The 12,733-nt window shown below is 65.5% G+C and carries 9 protein-coding genes; all 9 read right to left on the reverse strand.

What is annotated here, in order from left to right:
• Positions 1 to 17 precede the first annotated feature (17 nt).
• Positions 18 to 1,568 (reverse strand): UDP-N-acetylmuramoyl-tripeptide--D-alanyl-D-alanine ligase, encoded by a 1,551-nt coding sequence (locus tag H582_RS25445; protein ID WP_101809355.1) that lies wholly within the window; start codon positions 1,566 to 1,568, stop codon positions 18 to 20.
• On the reverse strand, positions 1,565 to 3,046 hold the full coding sequence (locus H582_RS0101180; RefSeq protein ID WP_028597019.1) for a UDP-N-acetylmuramoyl-L-alanyl-D-glutamate--2,6-diaminopimelate ligase: 1,482 nt from the start codon (positions 3,044 to 3,046) through the stop codon (positions 1,565 to 1,567). The genes H582_RS25445 and H582_RS0101180 overlap by 4 nt, the downstream gene beginning before the upstream one ends.
• A 25-nt stretch (positions 3,047 to 3,071) precedes the next feature.
• Positions 3,072 to 5,027, reverse strand: coding sequence for a stage V sporulation protein D (locus H582_RS0101185; protein ID WP_028597020.1), 1,956 nt, complete (start codon positions 5,025 to 5,027; stop codon positions 3,072 to 3,074).
• Positions 5,028 to 5,165: 138 nt separating this feature from the next.
• Positions 5,166 to 7,424: a penicillin-binding transpeptidase domain-containing protein gene (locus H582_RS0101190; protein ID WP_240478897.1), complete on the reverse strand. Its 2,259-nt coding sequence runs from the start codon at positions 7,422 to 7,424 to the stop codon at positions 5,166 to 5,168.
• A gap of 45 nt (positions 7,425 to 7,469) precedes the next feature.
• Positions 7,470 to 7,847, reverse strand: a complete 378-nt coding sequence (locus tag H582_RS30630) for a septum formation initiator family protein (protein WP_164820119.1) — start codon at positions 7,845 to 7,847, stop codon at positions 7,470 to 7,472.
• A gap of 106 nt (positions 7,848 to 7,953) precedes the next feature.
• The gene (gene rsmH / locus H582_RS0101200; RefSeq protein ID WP_028597022.1) at positions 7,954 to 8,913 is read right to left on the reverse strand and encodes a 16S rRNA (cytosine(1402)-N(4))-methyltransferase RsmH; all 960 of its coding nucleotides are present in this window, start codon (positions 8,911 to 8,913) and stop codon (positions 7,954 to 7,956) included.
• 75 nt (positions 8,914 to 8,988) lie between these two features.
• The gene (mraZ, locus tag H582_RS0101205; RefSeq protein ID WP_028597023.1) at positions 8,989 to 9,426 is read right to left on the reverse strand and encodes a division/cell wall cluster transcriptional repressor MraZ; all 438 of its coding nucleotides are present in this window, start codon (positions 9,424 to 9,426) and stop codon (positions 8,989 to 8,991) included.
• A gap of 256 nt (positions 9,427 to 9,682) precedes the next feature.
• The gene (locus H582_RS0101210) at positions 9,683 to 10,948 is read right to left on the reverse strand and encodes an adenosylhomocysteinase (RefSeq protein ID WP_028597024.1); all 1,266 of its coding nucleotides are present in this window, start codon (positions 10,946 to 10,948) and stop codon (positions 9,683 to 9,685) included.
• 34 nt (positions 10,949 to 10,982) lie between these two features.
• The gene (gene bshC, locus H582_RS0101215; RefSeq protein WP_028597025.1) at positions 10,983 to 12,632 is read right to left on the reverse strand and encodes a bacillithiol biosynthesis cysteine-adding enzyme BshC; all 1,650 of its coding nucleotides are present in this window, start codon (positions 12,630 to 12,632) and stop codon (positions 10,983 to 10,985) included.
• Positions 12,633 to 12,733: the final 101 nt, after the last annotated feature.

Here is a 12,733-nt window from a genome sequence, read left to right on the forward strand (position 1 = left end):
CCTTCCACCCTGCCGCCTCAGCGCTGAAGCGCTTCGACGACCCTTTCCATATGCATCGTGCGGGAGCCCTTGACCAGCACCAGATCCCGCGGATCGAGCTCCTCGCGTATCGCTAGAATGAGAGACTCCTGGGAGTCGAAATGGCGCACCGCCTCCGCGGCCCGCTCGCCGAAAGCCTCCGCGGCCCCGGCCGACGTGTAGGCCGACAGCTCTCCCCACGTCAGGACGGCGTCCGCCTTGTCCGGCGTAATGTAGGCGCCGGTCTCGCGATGCAGCTCCTGCTCCGTCTCGCCGAGCTCGCGCATGTCCGACAGCACGATCCACTTGCGGCGATAGCCGGTCAGGCCGGCGACGAGGTCGACGGCGGCGCGCACCGCGGTCGGATTGGCATTGTAGGCGTCGTTGAGGATCATCGCGCCGCATGCCGCCGCGACCGGCTGGATGCGCATGCCGGTCAGCTGCATCGCGCGCAGCCCGGAGGCGACGGCCTCCGCCGGCACGCCGACGGCGGTCGCCGCGGCGATCGCCGCCAGCGCGTTGTGCACGTTATGCACGCCCGGCACGGGAATTTCGATGCGCACCTGCGGGAAGCAGCTTTCGCAAGCCTCTTCCGCAGGCGCAGCGGTCTCGTCCGCAGCAGGGCGCGGACCGGGCGCCGCGGCCAGCCGGAAGCCGGCGGCCGGACCGGCCTTGACCGTGAAGGCGCAGGACTGCGCGCCGACCTCGATGCCGGCCGCTCGCCAGTCGCTGCGCGGCGAGGCGCCGAACGTGCGCACCTGCGCGCCGCGCGGCAGCGTCGTCCGCCCCAGCTCGGCGGCGATGAGCGGCTCGTCGGCGCTGACGAGCAGCAGTCCGCCCGGACGCAGCCCCTCGACGATCTCCAGCTTGGCGCGGGCGATCATCTCGCGCGAGCCGAGCTGGAGCAGATGGGCGTCGCCGATGTTCGTGATGATGGCGATGTCCGGACGGGCGATATTCGTGAGCAGCGCGATCTCGCGCAGGCCGCTCATGCCCATCTCGAGCACGGCCGCCTCCGCGTCCTCCGGCAGCTCCAGCACGGTCAGCGGCAGCCCGATGTGGTTGTTGAGGTTGCCGGCGGTCTTGTGCACGCGCATGACGGAGCCGAGCGCGGCCGCCGTCATGTCCTTCGTCGTCGTCTTGCCGTTGCTGCCGGTGATGCCGACGATGAGCGTGCGCAGCTCGGCGCGGTAGGCGGCGGCGAGGTTTTGCAGCGCCTCCAGCGGATCCTCGACGAGCACGAGCGGCTTGCCGGCCAGCGACGCCGGCAGCTCGCGGTCGAGGCTCCAAAGCGCGGCGGCCGCTCCTTGGCGGAACGCCGCCTCCACGTAATCGTGGCCGTCGAACGAATCGCCCGTCAGCGGCACGAACAGCTGGCCCTCGCCGATGCGGCGGGAATCCGTCGTCACGCCCTGGACGAGCAGGTCGGTCCAGCCGCCCGCGGGCAGCTCCAGGCTGGAGGGCTCCGCGCCCTCCGGAACGTCTATGTAACCGGGCCCCAGGCGGCCCGAGCTCATTTCAGCGATCGTGCTGAGCTTGCGTCTGATCAATTGCGTATTCCCCTTATCGCGTCTTGGGCGGCCAGCCGATCATCGAAGTCATGCGACGTCTTTCCGATGATCTGATAGGTCTCATGGCCCTTCCCCGCAATCAATACTACATCCCCCGGGCTTGCCATTTCAACCGCTTTTTCAATGGCCTCGCGGCGGTCGACGAGCAGCTCGTAGCGGTCCTGGGGAACATCCGCCTTCTGCAGTCCGACCTCGATGTCGAGCAGGATCGTCTCCGGATTCTCGGTGCGCGGATTGTCGGAGGTGACGATCGTATAGTCCGAGTAGCGCGAGGCGATCTCGCCCATGATCGGCCGCTTCGTGCGGTCGCGGTCGCCGCCGCAGCCGAACACGGTGATGATCCGCTTCGCGGCGAATTCCTTGACCGCCCGCAGCACGTTCTCCAGTCCGTCCGGCGTATGGGCGTAGTCGACGATGACGGCGAAGTCCTGGCCCGCGTCGACGGATTCGACCCGGCCCGGCACGCCCGGCACGCCTTCGAGGCTTGCCTTGGCCTGCGCCAGCGTGACGCCCTCGAGCAGCCCGGCGCACAGCGCCGCCAGCGCGTTGTAGACGTTGAACTTGCCGACCATCCGCAGCGTGATATCGGCCTCGCCGGCGAAGCTGCTCACATGGAAGGAGGTGCCGCCTGCGTCGATGCGGATGTTCGAAGCGCGCACGTCCGCCTCGGCGTCGACGCCGTAGGTGACGACCTCCGCCGCGGTCAGCTGGCGGAACCGCTCCGCCGCCGGATCGTCGGCATTGAGCACGGCATAACGCGTCTCGCCGTCGCCGTAGCCGTTGCCGAGGCGGGCGAACAGCAGCCCTTTCGCCTCGCGGTACACGTCCATCGTGCCGTGATAGTCCAGATGGTCCTGCGTCAGGTTGGTGAACACCGCCGTGCGGTACTCGACGCCCTTTACGCGGCCCTGCTCCAGCGCATGGGAGGAAACCTCCATCGCCACATGCGTCGTGCCGGCCTCGCGCATCGCGGCGAGGTCCCGGTGCAGGTCGAGCGCCTCCGGCGTCGTGCCGCTCATCGGGAACGAGCGTCCGCCGTAGCGCATCTCGATCGTGCCGATGACGCCCGGCGCGCGGCCGGCGTCGGCGAGGATGCGCTCGATCAGGTACGTCGTCGTCGTCTTGCCGTTCGTGCCGGTCACGCCGATGACGCGCAGGTCCCGGCTCGGATGGCCGTAAAAAGCGTCCGCCAGCACCGCCATCGCGTGGCGGCTGCTGCGTACGATCAGCTGCGGCACGGCCAGCGGCAGCGGGCGCTCGACGACGAGCGCCGCCGCTCCGGCCGACACCGCTTGCGGCGCGAAGTCATGCCCGTCCACCGTATGTCCGGGCAGGCAGAGGAACAGATCCCCGGGCTTTACGGCCCGGGAGTCCCTTTCCACCCCTGTGATCTCCGTCGCTCCGTCTCCTGCGAGGCGGGCGGTCTTAAGCTGCGATGCCAGTTGCTCCAAGCGCATCGTTCTCTCTCCTCTCTGTCATGCGTCAATGGCTATGCCCGTCCCCGGTCGGCTGCGGCAGATCCGCGTCGCTGCCGAGATAGATGCGGATCGTCGAGCCTTTGTCCACGCGGGCCCCGGCCTCCGGCGCCTGCCGGATGACGGTGCTGCCGCTGCCGGCGGAGACGAGATTGAAGTTCATGTTCATATCCTCGTAGATGTCCGAAACGGTCTTGCCGACGAGATTCGGGACGGTGACCGTCGCCGTCTCGCCGTATTTGTACTTCTTGCCGATCTGATCGGCGCTCTTGGGCACGCCCATGTACTGCAGCGAGTCCTCGAGGATGCCCTTGACGATCGGCGCGGCGACGACGCCGCCGAACTGGATGCCCTGCGGATTGTCGACGGCGACGTAGACGACGATGCGCGGATTGTCGGCCGGCGCGATGCCGATGAACGAGACGATGTGCTCGTTGGCCGAATAACGGCCATTGATGACCTTCTGCGCGGTGCCCGTCTTGCCGCCGACGCGGTAGCCGTCGAGGAAGGCGTTGCCGCCGGTGCCGAGCGCGACGACGCTCTCGAGCGCCTCGCGCACTTGCGCGCTGGTCTTTTCGGAAATGACCTTGCGCACCGCCTCCGGCTCGATCCGCTCGACCACCTCGCCCGTCTCGGGCTTGATCCACGCCTTGGCCAGATGAGGCTTGTAGAGCGTGCCGCCGTTGACCGCCGCGGACACCGCCGCGATCTGCTGGATCGGCGTCACCGATACGCCCTGCCCGAACGCGGTCGTCGCCAGCTCCACCGGTCCGACCTGACTGGGCTTGAACAGGATGCCGTTCTCCTCGCCGCCGATGTCGATGCCGGTCTTCTTCCCGAAGCCGAAGTCCTTAATATACTTGAATAGCGTCTCTTTGCCAAGCCGGTTGCCGAGCGCGACGAAGCCGGGGTTGCAGGAGTTCTGCACGACCTCGAGGAACGTCTGGCTGCCGTGGCCGCCCTTTTTCCAGCAGCGCAGCCTCGCGCCGCCGATCTCGACCGCTCCGGGGTCGTAGAAATGCTCGTTCTTCAGGTTGACCTTGCCTTCCTCCAGCGCCGCCGACAAGGTGATGATCTTGAACGTCGAGCCCGGCTCGTACGTCATCCAGATCGGCAGGATGCGGTTGTACACCTCCGCCGGATAGGCGTTGTAGTTGCCCGGCTCGAACGTCGGACGGCTGGCCATGCCGAGCACCTCGCCGTTGTTCGGATCCATGGCGATCGCAATCGCGCTGTTCGGCTTGTACTTGGCCATCGCCTGGTCAAGCTCGCGCTCCATGATGCTCTGGATCTGCCGGTCGATCGTCAGCTGCAGGTTCAGCCCGTCCTGGGGCTCGTCGAGCTTGTCGGTCGAGCCGGGCATGAGATGGCCGCTCGCGTCCGACAGGTAGGAGACGCTTCCCTTTACTCCCTTGAGGTAGGAATCGTATTTCTTCTCGACGCCGGTCAGGCCGCCGTCGATGCCGGTGATGCCGAGCACGCTGGCGGCCAGCTCGCCGAACGGATAGTAGCGCTTGTTGTCCTCCGCCACGACGATGCCCGGCAGCTCCAGCTTGCGCACCTCCATCGCCTTCTCCAGCGTGATCTTGCGTCCCTCGGGCTTGATGAACACGCTGCTCGCCCGCTTCTTGAGCAAGCCGAGCAGCTTCTGCTCGTCGATGCCGAGCACGGGGGCCAGCTTGCGGGCGGTGCCCTCCTTGTCCTTGATCTGGACCGGGATGGCCACGATCGTAGGCGAGCTGACGTTGTAGGCGAGCTGCTCGCCGCTGCGGTCGAGGATATCGCCGCGGCGCGGCGCGAAGTCGACCTCGCGGCGCCAGTTGTCCTCCGCCTTGGCCGACAGCTCGCCTCCGCGCGCCAGCTGGACATAGGCAAGGCGCGCGATGAGCGCGCCGAATCCGATGATGACGATGACCAGCGCCAGGAACAGGCGCCGGCGCAAGGTGACGTGGGACACCTTCATCCGCTCGTTCCCCTCTCCGTTCGAACTTGGGAGGACAGCCAGAGTCTGTCCGTACACGTTACCCTATTCGATGAAGAGAGGTTGTAGAACAAGCCCGGAGGCCGGGCCCGACCTCGCGAGCCGCAGAGCCGCGGCCGCTCAGCCTCCTGGCGACCGGTCCGGCCCGCTGCCGGCTGTTTCCGTATCCGCAGAGCCTTCCTTCGGCTTCTTCTCGCCGTCCGCTGCCGCGTCTGCGGCGCTTCCGTCGGCGGACTCGGCCGCCGCCTCGCCCGGAGGCTTCAACGTCAGCTTGACGACCGGCTCGCCGTTCAGGCGCGCATCGCTCTGAGCGACGACATAGCCTTCGCCCTCGGTGACGCAGCGCTTGCCGGCCGAGGAGCAGAGCTGCAGCGCGTCCCGCAGCGACAGTCCGGCGAGCGACGGCAGCGCCAGCTCGCTCTCCTTCTCGGTGAGCAGGTAGACGCGCTGCTTTTCCGCCAGCACCGCTCCGGCCGGCGGCATCTGCTGCAGCACCTTCGCACCTTTGCCGACCAGCTTCGACTCGAGGCCGCGCTTCTTCAGCTCCGCCTGCGCCTCGGCCGCTCCGAGCCCTTTCAGGTCGGGCACGGTCAGCGCCGCCTGCCCGGAGGAGGCCGTCGTCTCGACCGACGGCTTGACGCCCATGTAGCGCAGGCTGTTGCCGACGATTTCCTTGAACACCGGCGCCGCGACGGTGCCGCCGCCGACCATCGGGTTGTTCGGCGAGTCGACGAGCACGTAGACGACGATGCGCGGATTTTCGACCGGCGCGTAGCCGATGAAGGAGACGACGTATTTATCCGACGAGTAGCCTTTGCCGACGACCTTCTGCGCGGTGCCGGTCTTGCCGGCGATGCGGTAGCCGGCGATCGCGGCGTTTTTGCCGCTGCCGATCTCCTTGTCGGAGACGACCTGCTCGAGGTACTCGCCGACCTTGCGCGACGTCTCGGCGCTGATGACCTGCCGCACGACCTCCGGCTTCGTCTCCGTCACCTTGCCGGTCTTGGGATCCTCGACCGACTTGACGATATGCGGCTTCATCAGCTTGCCGCCGTTGGCGACGGCCGCGACGGCCGTGACCTGCTGGATCGGCGTCACCGCCACCGGTCCCTGGCCGAATGTCGCGCGGGCGACGTCGGACGGATAGATGATGTTGAGCACGCCCCTGGACTCGTTGCCGAGCTCGACGCCGGTGCGCTTGCCGAAGCCGAAGTTCTCGATGTAGTCGACGAGCTTCTCCTTGCCGAGCATCTCGTAGCCGAGCTTGACGAAGGCGACGTTGGAGGAGCGCTTGAGCCCTTCCAGATAGCTGATCTCGCCCCATCCGCCGCGGCGGATGTCGCGCACCGTGTTGCCCGGCACTTTGATCGAGCCGGACTTATAGGTGGCGTTCGGGTTGAACACGCCTTCCTGCACCGCGCTCGCCAGCGTCACGATCTTGAACGTCGAGCCCGGCTCGTACAGCGAGCTGACCGCATGGTTGTAGAAATTGCCGACCTTGTACTTGGAGTAGTCGTTCGGATCGTAGGAAGGCAGGCTGCCCATGCCGAGGATCTCCATCGTGTTCGGATCGGCGGCGATCGCCGTGACGCTCTCCGGCTTGTACTCGTCGTACACTTTCTGGATCGCGTCCTGCAGGAAGTTCTGGATCTCGGCATCGAGCGTCAGCTTCAGCTTGCCGCCGTTCACCGCCGGCTGCACCTCGGCCCTGCCGCTCGCCACCTGGACGCGGTTGCCGTCCTTCTCGTAGACGATCTTGCCGTCCTGGCCCTTGAGCAGGTCGTTAAAGCCCGCCTCGAGGCCGGTGACCGGCTGGCCTTCCTTGTTCATATAGCCGAGCACATGCGCCGCGAGAAAATTGTTCGGGTAGTAGCGCTTCGAGCTTTCCTCGAGCACGATGCCGACCGAGCCCTCGCGCAGCGTCTTGCCCGTGCGCTTCTTGTAGCTCTCGGCGAGCGCCTTGCGCAGCGCCAGCACCTCGTCGGCCTTCGCCTTGTCGATCTGATAGCCCTGCGGACGGAGCATGCGGTACTGCACGAGCTCGCCCTTGTCATTGCGGTAGGTCGCTTGCTGCAGCACCTCCGCCTCCGGCTTGCCGAGCACCTTGGCCAGCCCTTGAGACGCTTCCGCGGCCAGTCCGACCTTGTCCAGCATCTTCGGATCGACGACGACGGAATAGGCCGGGATGTTCATCGCCAGCAGCGTGCCGTTGCGGTCGCTGATCGTGCCCCGCTCGGCCGGAATCGTGTCCTGGGCCGTCCAGATCTTTTTCGCCTCGTCCAGCCAGAAGTCCGCTTTCACGACCTGGACCCAGAACAACCGGCTCAGCAGAATAAGAAAAAGGAGGGTAATAAGCCCTCCGACAACGACGGTACGCATTTTGATCCGCTTTACGGTTTGAAAAGCATGGTTCGCCTTCATCGCTTACCGCCCTGTTTCTTGGCCTTCGTCCGCCTTGTCCGCTCCGGCCGGAGTCATGCCGAGCTCTTTCGCTTTTTTGGCGATGACGGCGGGATCGGACAGCTTGGCCACTTCGCCCTGCAGCACTTTGACTTCGACGGCCGCTTGCTTGTAGCTGGAGTTCAGCTCCTTGATCTGGAGCTCCATCCGGTAATCCTGCGCGTAGCGGAACAGGATCAGCACGAGCACGCCGACGACCGCCAGCACAGACGCCATGTAGCGCAGCATTTCCCTCGGCGGGATCGTCCTCCGGACCTTGACGACTCGTTTCGTTTCCTTTACCGGCTGCTGCTGCGGTTTTCGTTTGGGCTGCAAAGCCAAATTGCCATTCGTGTAAGCCAAAGCGGGCTCCCCTCCTGCGGTTTCATCTGATCTGCCGGCATGATGATCGGGCATCGAATTTTTGTTGGGTCGGTTCCAGGTTCGAGATTTCTTGCTTGGGGCAGCCTCAGGCGTCAAGCTTCTCCGCCACCCTCAGCTTCGCCGAGCGGGAGCGGGGATTCGCCTCCAGCTCCTCCTCCGACGGCAGCACCGGCTTGCGCGTCACGAGCTTCAGCTCGCCTTTGTTGCCGCAGACGCATTGGGGAAAATCGGGCGGGCATGTGCAGCGGGCGAGATGCCCGGCGAACAGCTGCTTGCAGATCCGGTCCTCGAGCGAATGGAACGTGATGACCGATATCCTGCCGCCCGGCGCCGTGCAGGCGACGGCCTGCTCCAGCGCTTCCTCCTCCGCGCCGAGCTCGTCGTTGACCGCGATCCGCAGCGCCTGGAAGCTGCGCTTGGCCGGATGGCCGCCCGTGCGCCTCGCCGCCGCGGGGATGCCGGACTTGACCAGCTCCGCCAGCTCTCCTGTCGTCGAGATGTCGCCCTCGGCGCGCTTCTTCACGATGGCGCGCGCGATCTGCCGGGAGAACTTTTCCTCGCCGTACACGAACAGAATGCGGGCAAGCTCCTTCTCGTCCCAGGTGTTGACGACTTCATGCGCGGTCAGCTCCGACTCCCGGTCCATCCGCATGTCGAGCGGAGCGTCATGGTTGTAGCTGAAGCCTCTCTCGGCCTCGTCCAGCTGCGGGCTGGACACGCCGAGATCGAACAGGATGCCGTCGACCTGCGGAACGCCGTTCGTCTTGGGCACCTCGGGCAGCAGCATCAGCTGCTCCTGCAGGTAGCGGAAGTTGCTGCGCACGAGCGTCACGCGATCGAGATAGGGAGCGAGCCGGACGCGGGCATTTTCATGCGCCCAATCGTCCTGGTCGAACGCGATCAGCCGGCCGCCCGGGCCGAGCCTCGAGGCGATCAGCTCGCTGTGCCCGGCTCCGCCGAGCGTGCAGTCGACATAGATGCCGTCCGGCTTGATCGCCAAGCCGTCCACGGCTTCTTCTCTCAATACCGTAATGTGATGAAACAATGTCTGTTCCTCCTGATCCCTTGGTGACTGACCTTGGTGACTGTTCGATCCTTAATCCAAATTGAATGATGTGAATCAGAATTGAATGTCGAAATCCACCAGCTTCTCCGCGATCTCGTTGAAAGTTTCCTCCGACTGCTCGTAGTAGCCTTCCCACAGCGGCTTGCTCCAGATTTCGACCCGGCTCGACACGCCGAGCACCATGCAATCCTTTTCCAGCTTCGCATACTCCGTCAAGTGATTGGGCAAATTTACCCTTCCCTGTTTGTCGAGCTCCAATTCGACCGCCCCCGAAAAGAAAAAACGGCTGAACGCTCGCGCGTCCGCCTTCATGAGGGGGAGCTGGCGAATTTTCTGCTCAAGCTGCTTCCACTCTTCCATCGGATACACAAACAGGCAGTTGTCCAAGCCGCGGGTCGCGATGAAAGCCGGGCCGAGATGCTCGCGGAACTTGGCAGGAATCGTAAGGCGGCCTTTGTCGTCCAAGCTGTGCTGATGCTCTCCCAGAAACATAGGCTTGCCCCACTCCCTTCCCCCAACGCTCCACTTTGCCCCACTTTCTCCCACTCGGGAATTGGTATTCGGCGTATCGCGTCCTTTTCCTGCTAGATGAGGACGTTTTTCATAATCTTTTTGTCCCTTTTTTCACGGGTCCGATAAAACTTTCTGCGGCCGCGAGTCGTCTATCGGCATCGCAAATTCAAATGTCGGAAAAGCGCGAAAAAGCCAGACGGCTAAGCCGTCTGGCTTCACGTTCGGCAGGTTCCTCTTACGACGACCAGCTGTCCAGGTACTGCTTCTGCTCTTCGGTGAGCGCGTCGATGTGGATGCCGAGCGCCTCCAGCTTCGTGCGCGCCACGCGCTCGTCGAGCTCATACGGGACGCTGACGACGCCCGGGCCGAGCTCCTTGTAGCTGTCGTTGACATACTTGAGCGCGACCGCCTGGAGCGCGAACGTCATGTCCATGATCTCGGCCGGATGGCCGTCGCCGGCCGCGAGATTGACGAGACGGCCTTCGGCGAGCACGTAGATCGAGCGGCCGTCATGCAGCCGGTATTCCTCGATGTTTTTGCGCACCGTGCGGATCTCCTTGGTGAGCGCGGCCAGATCCGGCTTGCTGAACTCGACGTCGAAATGGCCCGCATTGGCGAGGATCGCGCCGTTTTTCATCTGCGGATAGTGCTCGCCGTTGATGACGTACTTGTTGCCGGTCACGGTGATGAACATGTCGCCGTGCTTGGCGGCCTCGGCCATCGGCATCACCTGGAAGCCGTCCATATGGGCTTCGACGGCCTTGATCGCGTCGACCTCGGTGACGATGACGTTCGCGCCGAGTCCTTTGGCCCGCATCGCGACCCCTTTGCCGCACCAGCCGTAGCCGACGACGACGACCGTCTTGCCGGTCACGATCAGGTTCGTCGTGCGGATGAGGCCGTCCCAGGCCGACTGTCCGGTGCCGTAGCGGTTGTCGAACAGATGCTTGCAGTAGGCGTCGTTGACGGCGACCATCGGGAATTTGAGCGCGCCTTCCTTTTGCAGCGCCTTGAGCTTGATGATGCCGGTCGTCGTCTCCTCCGCGCCGCCGCGCAGATTCTCCATCAGATCCGGGCGCTCGGCATGCAGGATCGTCGCGAAGTCGCCGCCGTCGTCGATGATGAGGTCCGGCTTGCTCTCCAGCGCGCGCACCATGAGCTGCTTGAACTCCTGCGGATCCGGGTTGTACTTGGCGAACACCGTGATGCCGTCCTCGACGAGAGCCGCGCACACGTCGTCCTGCGTGGACAGCGGGTTGCTGCCGGTGATCGTCACTTCCGCTCCGCCGGCCTGTACGACCTTGGCCAGATAGGCCGTCTTCGCCTCCAGATGAAGGCAGATCGACACCTTCAGTCCCTTGAACGGCTGCTCCTTCTCGAACTGCTCGCGGATCTGGTTCAGCACCGGCATATGCGCCTGCACCCAGTCGATTTTCAGCTTGCCTTCCGCAGCGAGGCTCCTATCGGCCACGATGCTCGTTTCCTTCGCTTTCACGCTCATTGATCTGCCTCTTTTCTTCAGTGGTTTCCCTCGATCAGAGCCGCATGACGCCGTGCTTGGCGCAGGGCTCGTACGGCTCCGCCAGCAGCCGGTCCAGCCAGCCTCTTCCATAGCGGTTCATGAAATAGACCGCCGCCAGCACCCGCTCCTGCGGACGGCCTTCCGGCACGGCCGACAGCTCGAGCCCGGCCAGCCGCTCCAGCTCCGTCCGCTCGCGGCTTTCGAGCGCCTGCAGCGTTTTGGCCTGCATGTAGCCGATTTCCCGCGCGATCCGCTCCCAATTCGTCCGGCCGAGCTCCTCCAGGCCGCGCTCCTGTCCGGCCGCCAGCGCCAGCGCGGGCCGATACGCCTCGCGCATCGCCTGCAGCGCCTGCTCGAAGCCGCCGCGGATGTCCGCCGCTCCCTGCCGGTCGAGCAGCTCCGCCTTGACGCCGCCGAGACCGGCGAGCACCTGCTCCAGCTGCAGCGAATGCCGCGCCATCGTCTTGACGGCATGCGGCTCCAGCAGCGTGAAGCTCAGGCGCGGCGTGACGATCGGCATCTGCATGCCGAGCCGTCCGAACGCTTCGGCCGTCTGCGCCCAGTAGGCGATCTCGCCCGGTCCGAGCACGGTGGAAAGGACGGGGAACAAATAATCCTGCATGAGCGGACGGGTAAGCACGTTATTGCTCAGCCGCTCCGGATGCGCCTCGGCCAGCTCCAGCAGCTCGGCCTCGCTCAGCGACACGAGGCCGCGGCGGTCGCGGAAGCGTCCGCCGGCGCGCTGCAGCAGCAGCCGCTCGCCGGCGCGCGGCTCCTCCGCGAACAAGAACAGGTTGGCGGCGTCCTCCGCCGCCTCGGCCTGCGCCTTGTAGCCGAGCGCCTCGACCCGGCGGGTCGAGGCGGCGTACGCTGCGGCAAGCTCGCCGGACGATTCCGCCAGCCGCCGGAACATCGGCCCTTCCAGCCGGCGAAGCGCCGGATGGTCGGCGTCGGCAAGCAGCAAGCCGGACTCTCCGAGCCAGTCCGTCAGCAGCGCCGCGAACAGCTCGGTCAGCGTCGCGCAGCCGGCCGCCCGGGCGCGGAGCGAGCGCAGCAGCTCCGGCTTGAACGGCGTGTCGGCGAGCCCCGCTTCCAGCTCGGCCAGCGCCGCCTCGAGGTCGGAGCCGCCGAGCCGGGTGCGGCTGACCGACGTCGCTGGGCCGGGCGGACGCGGCATGGAGAGCCGCCGGAGTTCCGGCGCGTCCACCGGCGAGGGCAGGCAGGCGAGGCAAGCCTCGTCCCAGTCATGGTCCTCGCCCGCGATCCAGAATACCGGCACGACCGGCACCCCGAGCCTTTTGGAAGCGGCTTCGGCGGCCTGCAGGATCGTCACCGCCTTATAAAGGATCATGAGCGGCCCGGTCCATAGGATGGCCTGCTGGCCGCCGACGACGACGGGAGCGCCGTCCGCGAGCCGCTCCAAATTCCGCTCGGCCGCCTCCGAGATGCCGAGCGGCTGCTGGAAAGCGCGCAGCGCGCCGGCCAGCTCGCGGCTGCCGGCGCGCCGATCGGCCGAGCCGTTCAAATAATCGAGCCGCCTGCGCCAGGAGGAGCCGTCGGCCGGATGATGGCCGAACAGCTCTTCCAGCGCAGGGTCGCGGCGCTGTATGTATGCATCTGCAAGGGGCTGCCCGAAAGGCAGCTCCATTCGAACGATGTCCATGACCCGAATCGGCCTCCCCGAGATCCTACCATTCTTTCGCTACGATTGTACACAATGACGGTACGACCGTCAAAACCGTAACTGAAAGTATAACAGATTGG

It is taken from the genome of Paenibacillus pasadenensis DSM 19293, from assembly GCF_000422485.1.
In the GTDB taxonomy this organism is placed as follows: Bacteria; Bacillota; Bacilli; order Paenibacillales; family Paenibacillaceae; genus Paenibacillus_O; species Paenibacillus_O pasadenensis.

Excerpts from the sequence above, each read along its gene's own strand:
- H582_RS0101210 (WP_028597024.1), bottom strand. The coding sequence starts at position 10,948 with ATGAGCGTGAAAGCGAAGGAAACGAGCATCGTGGCCGATAGGAGCCTC.
- bshC (WP_028597025.1), bottom strand. The coding sequence starts at position 12,632 with ATGGACATCGTTCGAATGGAGCTGCCTTTCGGGCAGCCCCTTGCAGAT.
- H582_RS0101185 (WP_028597020.1), bottom strand. The coding sequence starts at position 5,027 with ATGAAGGTGTCCCACGTCACCTTGCGCCGGCGCCTGTTCCTGGCGCTG.
- H582_RS0101180 (WP_028597019.1), bottom strand. The coding sequence starts at position 3,046 with ATGCGCTTGGAGCAACTGGCATCGCAGCTTAAGACCGCCCGCCTCGCA.
- mraZ (WP_028597023.1), bottom strand. The coding sequence starts at position 9,426 with ATGTTTCTGGGAGAGCATCAGCACAGCTTGGACGACAAAGGCCGCCTT.
- H582_RS0101190 (WP_240478897.1), bottom strand. The coding sequence starts at position 7,424 with ATGCGTACCGTCGTTGTCGGAGGGCTTATTACCCTCCTTTTTCTTATT.